The following is a 21,791-nucleotide window of genomic DNA, read 5'->3' on the forward strand; positions in this document are numbered from 1 at the left end:
GCCCACATGAATTATCTGATCGATTGTTAAAGAGCAGCTCGACTCAACGAAGAGAAGAGCGTCTCGCATCTGCCTGGCCGTTCGGCCGGCGCCCTGCGAGGAAGGCGTATTCTACGTGATCGGCGCGCCGTGTCAACCGGTGACCTTCAAGCCTCCGAGGAAGCGAAGCGGATGACCGAGCGATCGACTCCAGTGTCTGAAGCGATGTCCGATCGAGCGGTGAGCATTCTACCGTTTCCGGCGGACTTGTCAATCGGGCGTTTTCGACAACCTTCGAAAAACCCCAAGAAAAACAAGTGCTTCTACCACTCATCACCGCCTGCAACGTTGCCCGTCGCCGGCAGCGGATGCGTACTTTACGGATTCTCCCGCCGCGACGCAAGGACTATTTTCAGGAAGGTGGCGAGCGCAGAAAAGTCCTCCCCTTCAACAGCAAGACGCCTCGCTCTCCAGAGAAGAGCGAGGCGCACTGCCTTACCGGACGGCTCGGATCAGCTGCCCTGGCGCAGGCGCTCGGCCGCCGTCGTCAGCAGATGCTCGGTGGTCTCCCAGCCGATACAGGCGTCGGTGACCGAGACCCCGTGACGCAGCTTGCCGGGGACCAGCGGCTGCTTGCCCTCGTGGAGGTGGCTCTCCAGCATCAGCCCCATCAAGGCATCGTCGCCCGCCAGGCGCTGGTTCAGCACGTCGAGCATCACCTCGCTCTGGCGGCGATGATCCTTCTGCGCGTTGGCATGGCTGCAGTCGACCATCAGCCGCGGATTCTGGCCGGCGCCCTCCAGGGTCCGCCGCGCCGCCGCCACCTGAGGCGCGCGGAAGTTGGGCTCACCGTGGCCGCCGCGCAGCACCGCATGGGTATGCGGATTGCCGGGCGTCTCGCGCATCTCGGGATGGCCGTCGGGCCCCATGGCGAAGTGCTGATGCGAATGAGCAGCGGCACGCATGGCGTCCACCGCCACCTGCAGATCGCCGCTGGTGGCGTTCTTGAAGCCGACCACCGCATCCAGGCCGCTTGCCAGCTCGCGATGCAGCTGGGACTCGGTGGTGCGGGCGCCGATTGCCACCCAGCTCAGCACGTCATCGAGGTAGGGCGCCAGCATCGGCTGCAGCAGCTCGGTGGCCACCGGCAGGCCGAGGCCGGCGATTTCGCGCATCAGCGAGCGGGATAGCTCCAGGCCGCGCGCCAGATCACCGCTGCCGTCCAGATCCGGATCGTAGGCCAGCCCCTTCCAGCCGATCGTGGTGCGCGGCTTCTCGACGTAGACACGCATCACCGGCAGCAGACGATCTTCGACAAGCGGCGCCAGTTCGGCCAGGCGACGGGCGTACTCGAGGGCGGACTCGGGATCGTGGATCGAACAGGGACCAACGACCACCAGCAGGCGGTCGTCACGACCGGCGAGAATGTCGCGAATGGCCTGGCGCTGGCCCTCGATGCGCCTGACCAGCGCCGGCTCGAGCGACAGGGCATGATGAAGCTCGGCCGGCGTGGGCAGCGCACGGGCGCTGCGTCGGGTGGCGGATTCAGCGGTGGTCGCAAGGGATACGGGGGCGTTCATGGGGCATCAACTCCGTGAGCATGAAGATCGGGACAAGGTCATGCCACCGGCAAGCCCACGGTCGGAGGTGGCGCACTGAGCCGACCGCACGTCGATAAATCGCCAGCCATAGCCGTAATAGTCCCGGCCCAGGGTGCGGAACTCGGCATGGTGGCGATCGAATGCGGTCATGAGTGTCTCCTCGAGTGTTGAATATCAGAAACGCAGAACCCCCGGGCGGGGCTGCCGTCCGGGGGTTCTGAGTATCGGAGGCAACCCTTGGCGGGCGTGCCTCGCGGCGTCGTCCTGTGCGATCAGGACTCGGCCGCCGGCACGCCGGCGCTAAACCAGTAGCCCTGCCAATAACAGGCGACAGCGGAGACGGTCTCGTGACCACGGGCCATGACCGCCGGGGAGGCGGTGATCGGGCTGCGCGGGATCAGGGACGGGCTCGGTGTCATGGGGCTCTCGACGGTTCGTGTTAAGGATGTCCTGAAAACTGACTCCATCCTGCCCGCTCGCGGACCGGATGGCAAGGCTCAGCCGGTGGCGAGCCGGATCCAGGCGATGGTAGCCGGCAGGCAGCTCATGCCGACCAGCACCGCCAGGCCCAGGAAGACGGCCAGCAGTCCGCTGTCGTCGTGGAACTCATCATCATGCATCGGCATGGAGGCCTCCTCGTCGCCTCGGAAATATCGCCAGTCTAGGCAGATTGCCGTTCGGCGGCGAGCATCAGCGCAAATGACGTCCGCCATCCACCGGCAGGGTAATGCCCGTCACGTAGCGGTTATCGAGCAGGTAGCGCAGGCTCTGGTGGATCACGCCAGGCCCCGGGATCAGTCCCATCGCCGACTTGGCCCTGGCCTTCTCGGCGTAGGCCTCGTCATCGTCGTCATTGAGCATGATCATCGCCGGGGCGATGGCGTTGACCTGGATCGACGGCGCATACATGGCGGCGAACGACAGCGTCAGGTTCTCGAGCCCGGCCTTGGAGGCGGCGTAGGCGGCGTGCTTGCGCGAGCCCTTGCTGGCCACGAAGTCGGTCATGTGCACGATGTCGCGCATCGGCTCGCTGCAGGCCTCGAGCAGATCGCGGGCGCCGAGGTTGATCAGGTACGGCGCCAGCATGTGCACCCGGAACAGCCGCTCGAAGTTGTCCCCGGCCTCGGGCCCGGCGACGTCCGGCGCCCAGTCGCTGGCGTTGTGGACGATGGCGCGCAGCGAGGACGTCTCGGCCCGCAGGCGTTCGAGGAAATCCTCGATGCCTTCCTGGCTGGCGAAGTCGGCCTGCAGGGTGACGACGCCGCGGCGCCGCAGCGCCTCGAGTTCCTCGCGCTCGCGGCGGTAGCTGATGATCACCGGATGCCCCTCGTCGACCAGGCGCTCGACACAGTGCCGCCCCAGGCGCTGGGCGCCACCGGTAATCAGGATCGGCGAGGCGCTCATGCCCGCCCTTCCCTCACCAGGCTGCCCACGGTGGGCACCAGCGGATCGCGCGGCGCGTAGGCGAAGACGTCGGAGAACACCCGCGACGGCTCGAGGCCCAGCGAGGCCAGCACGTCGACGCAGGCGTAGACCATCCCCGGCGAGCCGGAGAGATAGACGTCATGGCCGGAGACGTCAACGTCGTCCAGGGCCTCGCCCAGCGCCGCGTCGATGCGTCCGGCATGCCCTTGGACGCGTTCGGCGGCGAAGTCGTCGCTCATGCCCTGCTCGGCGACCGCATGGAAGGCCACGTTCGGATGCTGAGCCGCCCACTCCCGGGCCAGGCTCTCGAGATAGAGCTCGCGGCGCTCCTTGGCCGCCCACCACAGGGCGATCTCCCTCGCCGGATCGGCGTGCAGCGCCGCCTCGACGATCGCCTTCATCTGGGCGAAACCGGTGCCGGCGGCCACCAGCAACAGCGGGCGTGTGCTGCCGGGGTCTAGCACGCAGTCGCCGCTCGGCAGCCGCAGGGTCAGATGCTGCGCCTCCACCAGCAGCTCGCGCAGTCGCGCCGAGTTGGAGCGCTCCGGCCAGTGCTGGATGTGCAGCTCCAGGCGGCCGTCGCCCGAATGGGCACTGGCGATGGAGAACGGCACCCAGGTCTCGGGGTCGAGCTCCATCTCCAGATACTGGCCGGGCGCGTGGGCCATGGCCTCGGCGCGGCCTTCCAGGCGCACCCGGAAGACGTCGGGGGTGAGGTCCTCGACCTCGACGACCTGGCAGGTCAGGGTCCTTGCCGTCATGAATGCCTCTTGTCGTTATCGGGGAGTTCAATGCCCAGCTCGTTCCAGCGCTCGCTGACGCGGGCCTTGACGGCCTCGTCCATGACGATGGGCGTGCCCCATTCTCGGTCGGTCTCGCCGGGCCACTTGTCGGTGGCGTCCAGGCCCATCTTGGAGCCCAGGCCCGCCACCGGGGAGGCGAAATCCAGGTAGTCGATGGGCGTGTTCTCCACCATCACCGTGTCCCGCGCCGGGTCCATGCGGGTAGTGATGGCCCAGATCACGTCCTGCCAGTCGCGGGCGCTGACGTCGTCGTCGAGCACCACCACGAACTTGGTGTACATGAACTGGCGCAGGAAGCTCCACACGCCCATCATCACCCGCTTGGCGTGGCCGGGATACTGCTTCTTCATCGTCACCACGGCCATGCGGTAGGAGCAGCCTTCCGGGGGCAGGTAGAAGTCGACGATCTCGGGGAACTGGCGGCGCAGGATCGGCACGAACACCTCGTTCAGCGCCAGCCCCAGCACCGCGGGCTCGTCCGGCGGACGGCCGGTGTAGGTGGAGTGATAGACGGCATCGCGACGCATGGTCATGCGCGTGACCGTGAACACCGGGAAGGTCTCCACCTCGTTGTAGTAGCCGGTGTGATCGCCGTAGGGGCCTTCCGGGGCGGTATCGTCGGGGTACAGGAAGCCCTCGAGGATGATCTCGGCCGAGGCCGGCACCTCGAGGTCGGCGTGGCCGCACTTGACCAGCTCGGTGCGCGAACCTCTCAAGAGCCCGGCGAAGGCGTACTCGGAGAGCGAGTCCGGCACCGGCGTCACGGCGCCGAGGATGGTCGCCGGGTCAGCGCCCAGCGCCACCGCCACCGGGAAGGGCTCGCCGGGATGCTCGCGGCACCACTCCTGATAGTCCAGGGCGCCGCCGCGATGGGACAGCCAGCGCATGATCAGGCGATTGCGCGAGAGCTTCTGCTGGCGATAGATGCCGAGGTTCTGGCGCGACTTGCGCGGCCCCTTGGTGATCACCAGCGGCCAGGTCACCAGCGGCGCGGCGTCGCCGGGCCAGCAGTGCTGGATCGGCAGGCGATCGAGGTCGACGTCATCGCCCTCGAGCACCACCTCCTGCACCGGCGCGCGCTTGAGCCGCTTGGGGCCCATGCTCATCACCTGCTTGTAGACCGGCAGCTTGTCGAGGGCGTCGCGGAAGCCCTTGGGCGGCTCCGGCTCCTTGAGGAAGGCCAGCAGCTCGCCGACCTCGCGCAGCGCGCTGACCGATTCCTGGCCCATGCCCAGGGCGACCCGTTTAGGCGTGCCGAAGAGGTTGCCGAGCAGCGGCATGTCGTGGCCCTTGACGTTCTCGAACAGCAGCGCCGGTCCGCCGGCCCGCAGGGTGCGGTCGCAGATCTCGGTGATCTCGAGGTAGGGATCCACCTCGGCGGTGACGCGCCTGAGCTCGCCCTGCTCTTCCAGCGCGGCGATGAACTCGCGCAGGTCCTTGTACTTCATGCGGCCTTCCCGTTATCCCGAACGACGCAAAAGGGGCAGCATAGCATGCTGCCCCTTCGGGATGCTGCGCCTGGGCGATGTGATCACCGCTCTAGCGAAGCGGCGTCGGGGACAGGCCGAAGCGGAGGTCCTATGCCAGGGGTGAGGAGGATTCCTCCGAACGGGCTGGCCATGGATGGCCAGCACCGGCCCTGCAAGCGGAGCAGGACGCGAGAGCGCCGCAGGGCATCGGTAGCGCCCATGGATGGGTTCACAGCGCCTCCGCGAAGGCCTGTCGCCGAGATAGCCGCGACGTCAGGCCAGCCGTTAGATCCGACCTCATCCTGCCGAGAGGATCAACGCCGTTTCATGGCCTCGAAGAACTCGAGGTTGGTCTTGGTATCCTTCAGGCGATCGATCAGGAACTCGGTGGCCGCGGTGTCGTCCATCGGGTTGAGCAGCTTGCGCAGGATCCACATGCGCTGCATCTCGTCCTCGGAGGCGATCAGATCCTCGCGGCGGGTGCCGGAGCGACGGATGTTGAGAGCCGGGTAGACGCGCTTCTCGGCGAGCTTGCGGTCCAGGTGGGCCTCCATGTTGCCGGTGCCCTTGAACTCCTCGAAGATCACCTCGTCCATCTTGGAGCCGGTATCGACCAGCGCCGTGGCGATGATGGTCAGGCTGCCGCCTTCCTCGATGTTGCGCGCCGCGCCGAAGAAGCGCTTGGGCTTCTCGAGGGCGTGGGCGTCGACGCCGCCGGTCAGCACCTTGCCGGAAGACGGCACCACGGTGTTGTAGGCGCGCGCCAGACGGGTGATGGAGTCGAGCAGGATGACCACGTCCTTCTTGTGCTCGACCAGGCGCTTGGCCTTCTCGATCACCATCTCGGCGACCTGCACGTGGCGGGCCGGCGGCTCGTCGAAGGTCGAGGCCACCACCTCGCCGCGCACGGTGCGCGACATCTCGGTGACCTCCTCGGGCCGCTCGTCGATCAGCAGCACGATCAGGTGGCACTCGGGGTTGTTACGCGTGATCGAGGTCGCGATGTTCTGCAGCATCAGCGTCTTGCCCGCCTTGGGCGGCGAGACGAGCAGGCCGCGCTGGCCCTTGCCGATGGGAGCGGTCAGATCGATGATCCGCGCGGTGAGATCCTCGGTGGAACCGTTGCCGATCTCCATGCGCAGCCGCTCCTGGGGGAACAGCGGCGTGAGGTTCTCGAAGAGGATCTTGTGCTTGGCGTTCTCCGGCTTGTCGAAGTTGATCTCGCTGACCTTCAACAGTGCGAAGTAACGCTCCCCTTCCTTGGGCGGACGAATCTTGCCGGAGATGGAATCGCCCTTGCGCAGGTTGAAGCGCCGGATCTGGGAAGGCGACACATAGATATCATCGGGGCCGGCCATGTAGGAACTGTCGGCACTGCGCAGGAAGCCGAACCCGTCCTGCAGGATTTCCAGCACGCCGTCGCCGTAGATGGCCTCGCCGCTCTTGGCGTGCTTCTTGAGGATGGCGAAGATGATGTCCTGCTTGCGGGAACGTGCCAGGTTGTCGATGCCCATCTCGCGGGCGATCTCCAGGAGTTCCGGCACGGGCTTTTGCTTGAGTTCGGTAAGATTCATCGGTGTGTTCAGAAGTTGCTCGTGAAAGCCGGGCAGTCGTGCGCCGTATGAGAAAAGAGGCGAGACATTAACGCCGCGTGGATGCGTTCAGAGCCCGGACAGGCTGCCTCTCGTCGAATGCGGGTCATGGCCACGGGCAGGCGACCAATGAAGGTGCCGGGCCAGTCTCGGAAGCGAGGGAGCAGGTTCGTTTTCGCCTGAAATCAGCGCATCGGGCCGTGGGCCGCGAAGAAGGCTGATTGCAGAGGGCTAACTGACGACTTGGAAAAATGACCGTGGCGTGGTTGCCATGTACGGTCGGGAAGCATTCGGAACAGGCGAACGACCCGATACTAGTCAAGGCCGAAGGGAAACGCAATACCCGGGCGTCCTCCCCGCCCCGGCGCGATTGACAAGCCTGAGGGAGGCCCGCAACCTTTGGCCAGTGCCTCTGAAGGATCCGCCATGACCACGCCCACGGACCGGCCCTCCCTCGCTGCCGGCGACCCCGACCTCGCTCCCCGCCGACTTGCCGCCATCGACCTCGGCTCGAACAGCTTTCACCTGCTGGTGGCCAACTATCGAGACGATCGCCTGCAGGTCGTCGCCCGCCAGGGCGACAAGGTGCAGCTCGCCGCCGGCATCGACGACGACGGCCGACTCAACGAGGACGCCATGACCCGGGCGCTGGACTGTCTGGCCCGCTTCGCCCCCTTCCTCGAGGACATCGCGCCCGGAGACCTGCGCGTGGTCGGCACCAACGCCCTGCGCGACGCCGACAACAGCCAGGACTTCATCGATCGCGCCGAGGCGCTGCTCGGCACCCGCATCGAGATCATCGCCGGCCGTGAGGAAGCGCGCCTGATCTACCTGGGCGCCGCACACGCCGTGGCCGAAGACGGCCGCCGGCTGATCGTCGACATCGGCGGCGGCTCCACCGAGTTCATCATCGGCGAGCACTTCGAGCCCCAGGCTCTGGAAAGCCTGAGCATGGGCTGCGTGACCTATACGCGACGCTTCTTCGACGGCGGCGAGATCACCGAGAAGCGCATGCGCCGCGCCGAACTGGCCGCGCTCTCCGAACTGGCCAATATCCGCAAACCGTTCCAGAAGCTCGGCTGGAGCGATCCGGTCGGCTCCAGCGGCACCATCAAGGCCGCCGCGGCGGTGATCGCCGCCACCGGCACGTCGCCCGAGGGCGTGATCACCCGCCAGGGCCTTGCCGACCTGCGCAAGCGACTGCTCAAGTGCAAGCGCCTGGACAAGGTCGCCATGGACGGCCTCAAGGCCGACCGCGCCCGCGTCTTCCCCGCCGGCATCGCCATTCTCGGCGCCATCTTCGAAGCCTTCGAGCTGGAGGAGATGCGCTACTCCGACGGCGCCCTGCGCGAAGGCGTGCTCTACGACCTGGCCGGCCGCAACAGCCCCGAGGACTCGCGGCTCAAGACCCTGGCCAACCTCGAGCGCCTCTACGCCGTCGATGCGCGCCAGGCCGACAACGTCGCCGCCACGGCGCTGGCGCTGTTCGCGCAGGTGCGCAAGGCCTGGCAGCTCGGCGAGGATCAGGCGCGCTTCCTGGAGTGGGCCAGCCGGCTCCACGAGATCGGCCTGGCGATCTCCCACAGCCAGTTCCACCGCCACGGCGCCTACCTGCTGGAGCACTCCGACCTGGCCGGCTTCTCGCGCCCCGATCAGCGCCAGCTGGCCTTCCTGGTCCGCGCCCACCGGCGCAAGTTCCCGCTCAAGGAGTGGCAGGCACTGCCCGCCACCGAGCGACCCGCCATGTCGCGGCTGGCCCGACTGCTGCGCCTGGCGGTGATCCTCAACCATTCGCGACCCGAACAGCCGCCCGAGGCGCCGACGCTCGCAGCCGAGGGCGATGCCGGCCTGCGGCTCGGCCTCGCCGCGGAGGAATCCGGCCTGCTGCTCGCCGACCTGGAACAGGAAGCCGCCTACCAGCAGGCCGCCGAGCTGACGCTGATCCTCGACGCCGACTGACCCCGGACGCCGGCCGAGCCCACTCAGCCGCGTCGCCAGCCCTCGGCGCAGGCCAGCCAGCCCGAGGGCCGCCCCACCGCCACCACGTCATCGCCGTGCCAGGCGACGATCAGGCCGGCCCGCTCCCAGGGCGGCAGGCCCCACTCCTGCAGCAGGCGTTTGAGATCGCGTCGTCCTCGGCCCGCCAGGCGCAGCCGCTCGCCGCCCAACCGCGGCACCAGCGTCAGCCTGACCGGTTCCCTATCCTCACGAAGCAGCCCTCTCGTCAGCACCCCCAGCGGCGTGGACAGCGGCGCTCGGCCATCCCAGTCGGCGCGCCACGCGGTCGGCAGCGACGCCGCCGGCGCCAGCAGGTACAACGCCCCGCGCCAGACCCGCGCCTCGGCGCTCTCCCAGACGACGCGGACCTCGGCGTCGCGGCGCGCCTCGAGCTGTTCGAGCAGCGTCGAGAGACGAGCGGCCGGCGGCCGTGGCAGGCCCTCTCGCTCGAGACAGTGGCGAATCAGCAGCCGGCGGCGCGGCAGTGAGAGCCCGCGCAGGGCCTCGCAGGAAAGACGCGCGGGATCGCCGCCGAGTCGCGCCAGATCCTCGGCGGCGAACTCCTCGAGCAGGCCGTCGGCCTCACCGGCCAGCGCCGCGCTGCGCGCGAGCGCCTCCGCGGCGTCCGGCCAGCGCTCGGCCAGCAGCGGCAGCGCCCGATGGCGCAGGAAGTTGCGATCCATGGCGGTGTCGGCGTTGCTCGGGTCCTCGACCCAGGCAAGGGCCAGAGACCCGGCCTCGGCCTCCAGCGCCGCACGGGGAGCGTCGAGCAGCGGGCGGACGAGGCGACGCCCGTCGAGGTCGCGCATCGGCGGCATGGCCGCGAGCCCGCGAGAGCCGGCACCGCGCAGCGCCGCCAGCAGGAAGGTCTCGGCCTGGTCGTCGCGGTGCTGGGCCAGCCACAGGGTCTCGCCGGCGGCGACGCGACGCACGAAGGCCGCATAGCGCGCCTCGCGAGCCTCGCCCTCGAGCCCCCGCCCCGCCGCGGCATCGACCGCAACGCGCTCCACGAACAGCGGCACCCCGAGGCGCGAGCACAGCCGCCGGCAGTGGCGCTCGAAGCCGTCGCCGGCGGCCTGCAGGCCGTGATGCACGTGCAGCGCCCGCAGCGGCCGCGGATGGCGCCGGCAGGCATCGGCGGCCAGGGTCAGCAGAAGCGCGGAATCGAGCCCGCCGGAGAGCGCCACCCACACGCAGCGCCCCGGCGGGGTCTCCGCCAGGGCGCTGTCGATCGTGGCTTGCAGGGAAGAAAGCTCGAGGGTCATGAATAGAGAGCCATCTCAGGCATGTCGATGGCAACGCTGTCACCACCCAAGCCAGAGGCCTCTTCGAGCGACGATCTGGCTAGGCGGAGAAGACCGAAGCCGCGGAGTTTACTTGCGGCTAAATGAGCAGGATGAGGTCTTCTCCAACACCGCCAGATCGAGCGCAGAAAGGCCCGATATCAGACGGGGGCGCCGTAGGACATCAGGCGCTTGTAGCGACGCTCGAGCAGCTCGTCGGTCTCCATGCCCTCGAGGCGTTCGAGGCTCTCGGTCAGCGCGGTACGGATGCGCTCGGCGGTGTCCACCGGCTTGCGATGCGCGCCGCCCAGCGGCTCGGGGATCAGGGTATCGACGAAGCCCAGCTCCTTAAGGCGCTCGGCGGTGATGCCCATGGCCTGGGCGGCATCGGAGGCCTTTTCGGCGCTCTTCCACAGGATGGAGGCGCAGCCCTCGGGCGAGATCACCGAATAGGTGGAGTACTGCAGCATGGCCAGCTCGTCGCACACGCCGATGGCCAGCGCGCCGCCGGAGCCACCCTCACCCACCACGGTGGAGACGATCGGCGTCTTGAGCCGCGACATCACCGCCAGGTTGTAGGCGATGGCCTCGCTCTGGCCGCGCTCCTCGGCATCGATGCCCGGATAGGCGCCGGGGGTGTCGATGAAGGTCAGCACCGGCATCTTGAAGCGCTCGGCCATCTCCATCAGGCGGCAGGCCTTGCGGTAGCCCTCGGGGCGCGGCATGCCGAAGTTGCGACGCACCTTCTCCTTGACGTCGCGGCCCTTCTGGTGGCCGATGACCATCACCGGCTTGTCGTTCAGGCGCGCCACGCCGCCGACCAGGGCCGCGTCGTCGGCGAAGTTGCGATCGCCGTGCAGCTCGTCGAAGTCGGTGAAGACGTGCTCGAGATAGTCGAGGGTGTAGGGGCGCTGCGGGTGGCGCGACAGCTGAGACACCTGCCAGGCGGTCAGATCCTTGAAGATCGACTCGGTGAGCTTGCGACTCTTCTCCTCGAGCCGGCCGATCTCGTCGCTCAGGTTGACCTGGCTGTCGTTGCCGACCAGGCGCAGCTCCTCGATCTTGGCCTGGAGCTCGGCGATGGGCTGTTCGAAGTCTAGGTAGTTGGGGTTCATGGGATAGCCTTGTCTCGTCGGCCGAAGAGGCGACCGGGGGGAAGCGTCAAACGGTGTGCATTATCGCACCCTGACACGTCCACGCAAGACGAGCCAGGGTGCCTGCACATTGTCGGTGCAGTCGGAATCAACGGTAGCGCAGGCGAACGCCGTCCTGGCCCTCGACCTCGCGCAGCGCGATCAACAGCTCGTCGGAGGGCGTGACCCGCCATTCCTCGGCCAGTTCCAGCCAGCCGCTGGCCGCGGCGCTGCGGTAGCGCAGCCGCACCGGCAGGCCTTCGCCGCTGCGATAGGGCGCCAGGCTGTCGCGCAGGCTGTCGACCAGCCGGCCGTTGGCGCGCTCGCCGTCCAGCGCCAGCTCCACCGCCTGGCCGTAGCGGGTGCGGGCGTCGACCATCGGCGTGATGTCCTTGCCGCGCAGGCGAAGCCCGCCCGAGTAGTCGTCGCTCTGCACCTCGCCCTCGACGATCAGCACCTGATCGGTGTCCAGGCGGTTGCGCACCTGATCGAACAGCTCGCCGAACAGCGAGGCCTCGATGCGGCCGGTGCGGTCATCCAGGGTGACGAAGGCCATGGTGTCGCCGCGCTTGGACTTCATGGTGCGCATGCCGACCACCAGTCCGGCGACGCGCTGCGGCTCGCGGGACGGCTTGAGGTCGCCGATGCGGGTGGAGACGAAGCGCTCGAGCTCCTTCTCGTACTCGTCGATGGGATGGCCGGTGAGATAGAGCCCTAGGGTGTCCTTCTCGCCGCCCAGGCGCTCCTTGTCGGTCCAGTCGCGGACGCCGCGGTAGTCGGCGTAGACGTCGGCGTCGTCTTCCTCGTCCGAGGCGGCGAAGGCCTCGCCGAACATGTCCATCATGCCCAGGTTCTGGTTGGTCTGGTTCTGGGCCGCGGCCTTGAGCGCGGCCTCCAGCGAGGCGGCCATCACCGCGCGGCTCGGCCCCAGATTGTCCAGTGCCCCGGAGCGGATCAGCGCCTCGAGAGTGCGCTTGTTCATGCGCTTGGGGTCGACCCGCTTGCAGAAGTCGAACAGGTCGCGGAAGGCACCGCCCTCCTCACGGGCCTCGACGATGGCGCCGATGGGGCCCTCGCCGACGCCGCGGATCGCGCCCAGGCCGTAGACCACCCGACCCTCGGCATCGACGGTGAACTTGTAGCCGCCGACGTTGACGTCCGGCGGCGTCACCGTGAGCCCGATGTGGCGGCATTCCTCGATCAGCGGTACCACCTTGTCGAGGTTGTCCATCTCGGTGGACATCACCGCCGCCATGAAGGGCCCCGGATAGTGCGCCTTCAGCCAGGCGGTCTGATAGGACACCAGGCCATAGGCCGCCGAGTGCGACTTGTTGAAGCCGTAGCCGGCGAACTTCTCCACCAGGTCGAAGATGTTGCCCGCCAGATCCTTGTCGATGCCATTCTCGGCGCAGCCCTCCATGAAACCGGCGCGCTGCTTGGCCATCTCCTCGGGCTTCTTCTTGCCCATGGCGCGGCGCAGCATGTCGGCCTGCCCCAGGGAGTATCCCGCCATCACCTGGGCGATCTGCATCACCTGCTCCTGATACAGGATGATGCCGTAGGTGGGCTCCAGCACCGGCTTGAGCAGCTCGTGCTGGTAGTCCGGGTGGGGATAGGAAATCTCCGCCCGGCCGTGCTTGCGGTTGATGAAGTCATCGACCATGCCCGACTGCAGCGGGCCCGGGCGGAACAGCGCCACCAGGGCGATCATGTCTTCCAGCGAGTCCGGCAGCAGGCGCTTGATCAGCTCCTTCATGCCGCGGGATTCGAGCTGGAACACCGCCGTGGTCTCGGCCTTCTTGAGCATCTCGAAGGTCGGCTTGTCATCGAGTGGGATGGCGTCGATGTTCAACGGCCCCTGCCCTTCGGAGGCGCGCACCTTGTCGACCATTTCCAGCGCCCAGTCGATGATGGTCAGGGTGCGCAGGCCCAGGAAGTCGAACTTGACCAGCCCGGCGTCCTCGATGTCGTTCTTGTCGAACTGCACCACCAGGCCGTTGCCGTCCTCGTCGCACAGCAGCGGCGCGAAGTCGGTGAGCTTGGTCGGCGCGATCACCACGCCGCCGGCGTGCTTGCCGGTGCCGCGGGTGATGCCCTCGAGCTTGACCGCCATGTCCCAGATCTCCTGGGCCTCCTCGTCGGCGTCGAGGAACTCCTTGAGCTGGGGCTCGTCCTCGATGGCCTTGGCCAGGGTCATCCCGACCTCGAACGGAATCAGCTTGGACAGCTTGTCACCCAGCGAGTAGGGCTTGCCCTGGGCGCGGGCCACGTCGCGCACCACCGCCTTGGCGGCCATGGTGCCGAAGGTGACGATCTGCGAGACGGCATCGCGGCCGTAGCGCTCGGCCACGTAGTCGATCACCCGGTCGCGCTTCTCCATGCAGAAGTCGACGTCGAAGTCGGGCATCGAGACGCGCTCGGGGTTGAGGAAGCGCTCGAACAGCAGGTCGTACTCGAGTGGATCCAGATCGGTGATCTTCTGCGCGTAGGCCACCAGCGAGCCGGCGCCGGAGCCCCGCCCCGGGCCCACCGGGACGTCGTTGTCCTTGGCCCACTGGATGAAATCCATCACGATCAGGAAGTAGCCCGGGAAGCCCATCTGCAGGATGATGTCGAGCTCGAAGTCGAGCCGCTTGCGGTAGCGGGCATCGATCTCGGCGTACTCGGCGCCGTCGCGCGGATACTTCTCCACCGGGTAGAGGAAATCCAGGCGCTCGGTCAGGCCGTCGTGGGAGATCTTGCGGAAGAACTCCTCCTGGGTCATGCCCTCGGGGATGCCGTATTCCGGCAGGAAGATCTCACCCAGGCGCACGTCGACGTTGCAGCGCGCGGCGATCATCACGCTGTTTTCCAGCGCCTCGGGAATGTCCGCGAACAGCTCGGCCATTTCCTCGGGGCTCTTGAAGTACTGCTCCTCGGTGTAGCGACGCTCGCGGCGCGGGTCGTCCAGCGCCTTGCCCTCGCCGATCGAGACCCGGGTCTCGTGAGCCCAGAAGTCCTCGCGCTCGAGGAAGCGCACGTCGTTGGTGGCCACCACCGGGGTGCCGGTCGTAACGGCGAGATCCACCGAGAGGTGCACGCACTCCTCTTCCAGCGGCCGGCCGGTACGGGTCAGTTCCAGGTAGTAGCGCCCCGGGAAGGCGGCCTGCCATTCCTCGAGCAAGGCCCGGGCCTCGGCGTGGTGATCGGTCAGCAGGTGACGGCCGACGTCGCCCTCGCGGCCGCCGGACAGGGCGATCAGCCCCTCGCTTTGCTCGAGCACCCAGCGGCGGTCCAGCAGCGCCACGCCATCCTTCTGGCCTTCCATCCAGCCCCGCGAGATCAGCTCGGTGAGGTTGCGATAGCCGACATCGTTCATCGCCAGCAGCGTCAGCCGGTAGGGGTGCGCCTCGTCGTGGGGGTTGGCGAGCCAGAAGTCGCCGCCGATGATCGGCTTGAGGCCGGCGCCCTGGGCGCCGCCGTAGAACTTGACCAGGGCGAAGAGGTTGGCCTCGTCGGTGAGCGCCAGCGCGGGCACGTTCTGGCTGCCCGCCGCCTTGATCAGCGGCTTGAGACGCACCAGGCCATCGACCAGGGAGAATTCGCTGTGCACACGGAGATGAACGAAGGGAGCGGTCATGGCGGACTCGGGCTTGGTGAAAGGAAATAAGTCGACGCTGTCACCGGAGCGGAGACCGGCCGGCACGGCCCGTCTCGACGCCCCGTCCAACAGGCTAGATGATCTAGAGCAGGTTCAGCTGACGCTTGACCGGCGCGAAGGAGCGCCGGTGCTCGGGCAGCGCGCCGAGGCGCGTCAGCGCGGCCAGATGCTCGGGCGTCGGGTAGCCCTTGTGGCGGGCGAAACCGTAGTCGGGATGGCGCGCGTCCAGCGCCAGCATGTCGGCGTCGCGGGCCACCTTGGCCAGGATCGAGGCCGCGGCGATCGCCGGATGACGGGCATCGCCCTTCACTACCGCCTGCCCCGGCACATGATGCCCGGGGAGCCGATTACCGTCCACCAGCAGATATTCCGCGGCCGGCGACAGCGCATCGATGGCCCGCCGCATGGCCAGGTGCGTGGCGTGATAGATGTTCAGACTATCGATCTCGTCGGGGCTGGCCTCGGCCACGGCGAAGGCCAGGGCTCGCTCGCGGATCCGGGCGTCCAGCGCCTCGCGGCGCCTGGCGGTCAGCTTCTTGGAGTCGGTCAGCCCGTCGATCGGCGCGGCCGGATCGAGGATCACCGCGGCGGCCACCACCGGACCGACCAGCGGGCCGCGCCCGACCTCGTCGACCCCGGCCAGATGGGTGCCGCGATAGTCGACGACCAGCGGCGGGAAGTCCTCGGCCTTCATGCGCCTTCCTCCAGCGCCTCGGGCGCCACCGAGGCGGGCAGCGCTTGGCGGGCCACCAGCGCCTCGACGGCGTCCACCGCGCGGCGGCTGGCGCCGCGCTGCAGGCCTGCGTGCATGGCCGCGAAGCGCGCCTCGAGGGCCTGGCGCGCCTCGCCGTCGTCGAGCAGCACGCTGAGCTCGGCGGCGATGCCCTCGGGGCTGGCGTCGTCCTGGATCAGCTCCGGCACCAGCGTCTCCCGGGCGATCAGATTGGGCAGCGAGATCCATTCGGTCTTGACCAGCCGCTTGGCCAGCCAGTGGGTCATCGGCGCCATGCGGTAGGCCACCACCATGGCGCGGTGGCACAGCATGGCCTCCAGCGCCGCGGTGCCGGAGGCCAGCAGCACGGCGTCACTGGCCACCATGGCCTCGCGGGACCGGCCATCGACCAGGATCACCCGCTCGCGCAGCGCCTTGCGGCCCTCGAGCAGCGTCTCCAGCTCGGCGCGCCGCGCCGGGGTCGCGGCGGGAATCACCACCCGCAGCGCCTCGCGTTCGCGGCACAGCCGCTCGGCGGTGTCGAGGAAGGTGGCGCCCAGGAAGCGGATCTCGTTGGCCCGGGAGCCCGGCAGCACGGCCAGCAGCGGGGCCTCGTCGGACACGCCCAGGGCGGGCAGACCGAGCGCTTCGCGGGCGGCGCTGCGATCGTTGACCAGCGGCAGCTCATCGGCCAGCGGATGGCCGACGAAGGCCACCGGCACCCGGTGGCGGGCGTAGAAGGCGGCCTCGAAGGGCAGGAAGGTCAGCATGGCGTCCACCGAGCGGGCAATGCCCTTGACCCGGCCCTGGCGCCAGGCCCACACGGAGGGGCTGACGTAGTGGGCGGTGGTCAGGCCGGCCTCGCGCAGCTGTCGCTCGAGCCCGAGGTTGAAGTCCGGCGCGTCGATGCCGATCACGATGTCGGGCCGCCAGTCGAGGGCGTCCTGGCGCAGGGTGCGACGCACGCGTACCAGGCCCGGCAGATGCTTGAGCACCTCGACCAGCCCCATCACCGAGAGGGTCTCCAGCGGGAAACGGCTGTCGATGCCCTCCTCGATCATGCGCGGCCCGCCGATGCCCCGGAACTCGACGCCCGAATGGCGGGCCTTGAGCTCGCGCATCAGGCCGGCGCCGAGGATGTCGCCGGAGAGCTCACCGGCCACCAGGTACACGCGCGCGATCGTCATCGGCTCAGCGCACGATGCCGCGGGTCGAGGCCTCGATGGAGGCGGCGAACGCCTCGGTCTCGGGCAGCGCGTAGTGCGTGCGGATCTCGGTCAGCGCCTGCTCCACGGTCAGTCCCTGGCGGTAGACCATCTTGTAGGCCTCGCTCAGGGCGCGGATCGCCTCGCTGGAGAAGCCGCGACGGCGCAGGCCGATCAGATTGAGACCGTGGGCCGCGGCGGGATTGCCGTTGATCATCACGTAAGCGGGGGTGTCCTTGGTGATGATCGAGCCGCCCCCGGCCATGGCATGGTCGCCGAAGTGGCAGAACTGGTGGATGGCCGACAGGCCGCCGATGATCACGAAGTCGCCCAGCTTGACGTGCCCGGCCAGGGTCACCTGGTTGGCCAGGATGCAGTCGTCACCGATCACGCAGTCGTGGCCGACGTGAACGTAGGCCATGAACAGGTTGCGCGAGCCGATGGTGGTCTCGCCGCGATCCTGGACGGTGCCGCGGTGCAGGGTCGCCCCCTCGCGCACGACGTTGTCGTCGCCCATCACCAGCCGGGTGGGCTCGCCGGCGTACTTCTTGTCCTGGCACTCCTCGCCGACCGAGGCGAACTGGAAGATCCGGTTGCGCTCGCCGATCACCGTGGGGCCCTGGATCACCACATGGGGGCCGATCCGCGAACCGGCGCCGATCTCGACGTCGGCGCCGATCACGCTGAAGGGGCCGACCTCGACGTCATCGGCCAGGCGCGCGCCCGGGTCTACGATGGCGGTGGGATGAATCAAGCGACCTTCCTCTCGGCACAGGTGATCTCGGCCTCGCAGGCGACCTCGCCGGCGACGCTGGCCTTGCACTGAAACTTCCAGATGCCGCGCTTCTCGCGGATCACGTCGGCGCGCAGCTCCAGCTGATCGCCGGGCATCACCGGGCGCTTGAAGCGCACGTTGTCACTGCCGACCAGGTAGTAGACGTAGCCGTCGGCGGGCAGCTTGTTGACGGTCTTGAAGCCGAGGATGCCGCAGGCCTGGGCCAGCGCCTCGACCACCAGCACGCCCGGCATGATCGGGTGGTGCGGGAAGTGGCCATTGAAGAACGGCTCGTTGATGCTGACATTCTTGTAGGCAACGATGGATTCGCCGTGGGTGAGCTCCGTCACCCTGTCCACCAGCAGAAAGGGATAGCGGTGGGGCAGATACTCACGAATCTCGTTTATGTCCATTACCATCGTAGCGACCTCTGAAATGACAGAATGCCCCGCATCGCGGGCGCGGCCGTCGCCGCGCGCGTGGCGACGGACGGGCGGGGATTATACCGCCCGAAGGGGTGGCCTCAAGCATCGCGTCCGGCTTTTTCCAGACGCTGCAGGCGGCGGGCGATATCGTCCAGCTGCTTGAAGCGCACCGCGCTCCGGCGCCACTGGGCGTTCTCCATGGCGCCGGTACCGGAAGAGTAGACGCCCGGCTCGTGGATCGAATTGGTCACCAGGCTCATGCCGGTGACCTGCACGCCGTCGCACACCGTCAGATGGCCGGACAGGCCCACGCCACCGCCCAGCATGCAGTGCCGCCCGACCCGGGTCGAGCCGGCGATGCCGACGCAGCCGGCCAGCGCGCTGTGGGCGCCGATCTGCACGTTGTGGGCGATCTGTACCTGGCTGTCGATCTTGACGTCCTCGCCGATCACGGTGTCGCCGAGGGCGCCGCGGTCGATGCTCGAGCAGCTGCCCACCTCGACGTCGTCGCCCAGCACCACCCCGCCGAGCTGGGCGATCTTGTGCCAGCCGGCGCCGTCATGGGCGAAGCCGAAGCCGTCGCCACCGATCACGCAGCCGCTGTGCAGGATCACCCGCGCACCGATGCTGACCCCATGATAGACGGTGACGTTGGCGTGCAGCCGCGAACCTTCCCCGATCCGGGTGTCGGCGCCGACCACGCAGCCGGGGCCGATCACCACGCCGTCGCCGAGCTCGACGCCGGCCTCGATCACCGCCTGGGGGCCGATCGCCACGCCCTCGCCCAGCCGCGCGTCCTCGGCCACCACCGCCGAGGGATGCACGCCCGATGCTTCGCGGCCGGCCAGTGGATCGAACAGCCGCGACAGCTGGGCATAGCCCAGGTAGGGATTGTCGAGGGTCAGGCAGGGCACCGGGGACTCGTCGGCATGGCTCGGATGCAGCAGCACCGCCGCGGCGCGGGTCTCGGGCAGGTCCTTGAGGTAGGCGCGGTTGGCCAGGAAGGCGATCTGATCGGGCCCGGCATCGCGCAGCGTGGCCAGGCCACGCACGCGGCGCTCGCCGTCACCCTGGAGGCCGGCCCCCAGCTGCGCGGCGATCTCGGCCAGCGTCAGGGAAGGAGTGTCTTGAGTCATGGGAACCCGATGTTCGGTTGGAAGCTCTCTGCGATGGCGGCGGCCGACCCCCCGGTCGCCCGCACTCGCCACCCCGTCTGGCGCGGCGGGCCGCGTCGGCCCTCTGAGGCCCCTCGACCGCCGCACCGGTTCGATATCGATGGGCCCCGGCTCCGCCGATGGCGTGAGCCGAGGCCCCGGGACCGTGACGTTCGCCTCGCCTCCTCGTCCCGCGAGGCGGCGGCGCGTCGACGGCCGTGCTAGAAAGTCTGACCCAGCGAGAACTGGAAGAACTGGGTGTCGTCGCCGTCCTCTTCGTTGAGCGGCTCGGCGACGCTGAAGGTCAGCGGCCCCACCGGCGTCAGCCAGGAGACGCCGAGGCCCACGCTGTAACGCAGATCGCCCAGATCGACCCCCGAATTGCAGCTGGCATTGCTGCTGTCCTCGTCGAGCACGTCATAGCAGTCGGTGAGGAAGGTGTTGCCGCCATCGAGGAACAGCGAGGGCTGCACCGAGCGCTTGTCCTCGACGAAGGGCATCGGGAAGATCAGCTCCAGCCCCCCTTCGACCAGCACGTTGCCGCCCAGGGTGCGGTCCTCGTTGTCGCTGCTGTCGGTGGGCGGCGTGGTGCGCTGCCCCAGGGTGTTGCTGGTGAAGCCACGCACCGAGCCCAGGCCGCCGGAGTAGAAGTTCTCGTAGAACGGATAGGGGTCGTTGCCGATGCTGTCAGCGTAGCCCACCTCGCCGTGCAGCTTGAGCGACCAGGTCTGCTCCTCGTTCATGGGGAAGAACTGCCGGGCCCGGGCGCGCAGCTTGTAGTACTCGGCGTCGCTGCCGGGCACCGCGGTCTCCAGCGACAGGCGCTGGTAGTTGCCGGCGGTGGGCATGATGCCGCGGTTCAGGTCGTTGCGGGTCCAGCTCGCGGTCAGCTTGAAGGTCTGGGCGTTGTCGCCCTGATCCTGGACGTAGCGCTTGATCTCCGAGGCCGTGTCGTCGTACGTCTCGACGGTCAGATCCTCGACGTCAGCGCCGAAGTTGAGGCGGGTCAGCTCGTTGATCGGGTAGCCGAAGCTGATGCCACCGCCGTAGGCGTCCGTGGAGTAGGTCGAGATGTCGGAGTCTTCGTAGTCGGTCTCGCGGTAGAACAGGTTGTAACCGCGCGAGATGCCGTCGAGGGTCCAGTAGGGATCGGTATAGCCGAAGTTCAGATTGGTGTAGGTGTCGCTGCGCTGGGCGCCGATGTTGACCCGGTTGCCGGTGCCCAGGAAGTTGTTCTGGGACAGCGAGGCGCCGTAGATCACGCCGGCGCTCTGGGAGAAACCGAGGCTCGCCGAGATCGAGCCGGACGGCTGCTCCTCGACGTTGTAGGTCACGTCGAGCTGGTCGTCGGAGCCGGGCACCGGCTCGGTCTGCACCTCGACCTGCTTGAAGAAGCCCAGCCGCTCCAGGCGCTCGCGGGACTGGCTGATCGACTCGGTGGAAGCCGGCGCGCCTTCCATCTGGATCATCTCACGGCGCAGCACCTCGTCCTGAGTGGTGGTGTTGCCGACGAAGTTGATGCGCCGCACGTAGGCGCGGGAGCCGGGCTGCACCCGGAACGTCAGGTCGACGGTGCCGTCGCTGCGCGTCTCGGGGATGCCGTCGACGTTGGCGAAGGCGAAGCCCTCGGCGCCGAGGCGAGAGCGCAGCGCCTCGGAGGAGGCGGTCACGTCGCTGCGCGAGAAGGTCTCGCCGCTCTTCACTTGCAGCAGCTCGCGGGCCTCGCGCTCGGGAATGCGCAGGTCGCCGGCGAAGTGGACGTCGCCGATGCGATAGCGCTGCCCTTCGTTGACGTTGATGGTGATGAAGATCTTCGACTTGTCGGGGCCGATGGAGACCTGGGTCGAGTCGATATTGAAGTTCACGTAGCCGCGATCCAGGTAGTAGGAACGCAGCCGCTCCAGGTCGCCGGAGAGCGCCTGGCGGGAGTATTCGTCGCTGGAGAACCAGCCGAAGAACCAGCCCGGATGATCCTCCAGCTCGAGCACGTCGCGCAGGGTGTCGTCGTCGAAGGCCTGGTTGCCGACGATATTGATCTGGCGGATCTTGGCCACCGCGCCTTCGTCGATGTTGATGTTGACCTGCACCCGGCCCTCGCCGAGCTGCTCGACCTCGGTATCGATGGACGCGCTGTAGCGCCCCTGGGCCTGATACACGCCGGACAGCTCGCGCTGGATCTCCTCCAGGGTCGAGAGCTGCAGCACCTGCCCTTCGTCGAGGCCGGCCTCGCGCAGACCGTCACGCAGATCCTCTTCGGGAATCTGGCTGTTGCCCTCGATGTTGAGGCTGGTGATGGTCGGGCGCTCTTCCACCTGGATGATCAGCACATCGCCCTGGCGCGCCAGGTGGATGTCCTCGAACAGCCCGGTGGCGAACAGCTGCTGGGCCGCCTTGGCCAGCTCGCGCTCGTCGACGCGCTCGGGAGCATTGACAGGAAAGGCATTGAAGACGGAGGCCGCCGATACGCGCTGCAGCCCCTCCACTCGTATGTCCTTTACGTCGAAGGATTCTGCCTGTGCCGTGCCGCTGGCGGCACCGGCGAGCAGCAGCGCCGCCAGTCCGATGGTCTTGATCTTCATGCAGTCGATTCGCTCGCG

General features: G+C 68.1%; 18 protein-coding genes. 1 reads left to right on the forward strand and 17 read right to left on the reverse strand.

Features of this window, described 5'->3' with window-relative positions; all coding sequences use genetic code 11:
• Positions 1-491: 491 nt before the first annotated feature.
• The 8 genes from MYL53_RS14925 to rho form a co-directional block, all read right to left on the reverse strand.
• Entirely contained in the window at positions 492-1,559 is a 1,068-nt protein-coding gene (locus MYL53_RS14925; RefSeq protein WP_247854745.1) for a 3-deoxy-7-phosphoheptulonate synthase, read from the reverse strand.
• A gap of 6 nt (positions 1,560-1,565) precedes the next feature.
• Positions 1,566-1,730, reverse strand: coding sequence for a hypothetical protein (locus MYL53_RS14930; RefSeq protein ID WP_247854746.1), 165 nt, complete (start codon positions 1,728-1,730; stop codon positions 1,566-1,568).
• A gap of 122 nt (positions 1,731-1,852) precedes the next feature.
• Positions 1,853-1,999 carry a hypothetical protein gene (locus MYL53_RS14935; RefSeq protein WP_247854747.1) on the reverse strand — a complete coding sequence of 49 codons (147 nt, stop codon included), beginning with the start codon at positions 1,997-1,999 and terminating at the stop codon, positions 1,853-1,855.
• A gap of 78 nt (positions 2,000-2,077) precedes the next feature.
• The gene (locus MYL53_RS17290) at positions 2,078-2,206 is read right to left on the reverse strand and encodes a hypothetical protein (protein ID WP_282103611.1); all 129 of its coding nucleotides are present in this window, start codon (positions 2,204-2,206) and stop codon (positions 2,078-2,080) included.
• Between the two features lie 64 nt (positions 2,207-2,270).
• On the reverse strand, positions 2,271-2,984 hold the full coding sequence (folM, locus tag MYL53_RS14940; protein ID WP_247854748.1) for a dihydromonapterin reductase: 714 nt from the start codon (positions 2,982-2,984) through the stop codon (positions 2,271-2,273).
• Positions 2,981-3,766 (reverse strand): NAD(P)H-flavin reductase, encoded by a 786-nt coding sequence (locus MYL53_RS14945; RefSeq protein ID WP_247854749.1) that lies wholly within the window; start codon positions 3,764-3,766, stop codon positions 2,981-2,983. Before MYL53_RS14945 ends, folM begins: the two co-directional genes overlap by 4 nt.
• On the reverse strand, positions 3,763-5,256 hold the full coding sequence (ubiD, locus tag MYL53_RS14950; protein ID WP_247854750.1) for a 4-hydroxy-3-polyprenylbenzoate decarboxylase: 1,494 nt from the start codon (positions 5,254-5,256) through the stop codon (positions 3,763-3,765). The genes MYL53_RS14945 and ubiD overlap by 4 nt, the downstream gene beginning before the upstream one ends.
• A 335-nt stretch (positions 5,257-5,591) precedes the next feature.
• Positions 5,592-6,851 (reverse strand): transcription termination factor Rho, encoded by a 1,260-nt coding sequence (gene rho / locus MYL53_RS14955; protein WP_016853467.1) that lies wholly within the window; start codon positions 6,849-6,851, stop codon positions 5,592-5,594.
• A 444-nt stretch (positions 6,852-7,295) separates the two neighbouring features.
• Here rho and ppx point away from each other — a divergent pair, with 444 nt between their 5' ends.
• Entirely contained in the window at positions 7,296-8,828 is a 1,533-nt protein-coding gene (gene ppx, locus MYL53_RS14960; RefSeq protein ID WP_247854751.1) for an exopolyphosphatase, read from the forward strand.
• A 23-nt stretch (positions 8,829-8,851) separates the two neighbouring features.
• Here ppx and tilS read toward each other — a convergent pair whose 3' ends face one another.
• The 9 genes from tilS to bamA form a co-directional block, all read right to left on the reverse strand.
• The gene (gene tilS, locus MYL53_RS14965) at positions 8,852-10,132 is read right to left on the reverse strand and encodes a tRNA lysidine(34) synthetase TilS (RefSeq protein ID WP_247854752.1); all 1,281 of its coding nucleotides are present in this window, start codon (positions 10,130-10,132) and stop codon (positions 8,852-8,854) included.
• A 179-nt stretch (positions 10,133-10,311) separates the two neighbouring features.
• Entirely contained in the window at positions 10,312-11,265 is a 954-nt protein-coding gene (locus MYL53_RS14970; RefSeq protein WP_247854753.1) for an acetyl-CoA carboxylase carboxyltransferase subunit alpha, read from the reverse strand.
• Between the two features lie 127 nt (positions 11,266-11,392).
• Complete coding sequence (gene dnaE, locus MYL53_RS14975) at positions 11,393-14,902, reverse strand: DNA polymerase III subunit alpha (protein WP_247854754.1); 3,510 nt, start codon at positions 14,900-14,902, stop codon at positions 11,393-11,395.
• Positions 14,903-15,005: 103 nt separating this feature from the next.
• A complete protein-coding gene (rnhB, locus tag MYL53_RS14980) occupies positions 15,006-15,617 on the reverse strand; it encodes a ribonuclease HII (RefSeq protein WP_247854755.1) in 612 nt (203 codons plus the stop codon).
• Positions 15,614-16,822: a lipid-A-disaccharide synthase gene (gene lpxB / locus MYL53_RS14985; RefSeq protein ID WP_247854756.1), complete on the reverse strand. Its 1,209-nt coding sequence runs from the start codon at positions 16,820-16,822 to the stop codon at positions 15,614-15,616. Before lpxB ends, rnhB begins: the two co-directional genes overlap by 4 nt.
• Positions 16,823-16,826: 4 nt before the next feature.
• Positions 16,827-17,594 (reverse strand): acyl-ACP--UDP-N-acetylglucosamine O-acyltransferase, encoded by a 768-nt coding sequence (gene lpxA / locus MYL53_RS14990; protein ID WP_247854757.1) that lies wholly within the window; start codon positions 17,592-17,594, stop codon positions 16,827-16,829.
• Positions 17,591-18,034 carry a 3-hydroxyacyl-ACP dehydratase FabZ gene (gene fabZ / locus MYL53_RS14995; RefSeq protein WP_026068244.1) on the reverse strand — a complete coding sequence of 148 codons (444 nt, stop codon included), beginning with the start codon at positions 18,032-18,034 and terminating at the stop codon, positions 17,591-17,593. The genes lpxA and fabZ overlap by 4 nt, the downstream gene beginning before the upstream one ends.
• A 104-nt stretch (positions 18,035-18,138) precedes the next feature.
• Complete coding sequence (gene lpxD / locus MYL53_RS15000; protein WP_247854758.1) at positions 18,139-19,176, reverse strand: UDP-3-O-(3-hydroxymyristoyl)glucosamine N-acyltransferase; 1,038 nt, start codon at positions 19,174-19,176, stop codon at positions 18,139-18,141.
• Between the two features lie 239 nt (positions 19,177-19,415).
• On the reverse strand, positions 19,416-21,773 hold the full coding sequence (gene bamA / locus MYL53_RS15005) for an outer membrane protein assembly factor BamA (RefSeq protein ID WP_247854759.1): 2,358 nt from the start codon (positions 21,771-21,773) through the stop codon (positions 19,416-19,418).
• Between the last annotated feature and the right edge of the window lie 18 nt (positions 21,774-21,791).

Origin of the sequence: Halomonas getboli, assembly GCF_023094245.1 — a bacterium.
GTDB lineage: Bacteria > Pseudomonadota > Gammaproteobacteria > Pseudomonadales > Halomonadaceae > Halomonas > Halomonas getboli.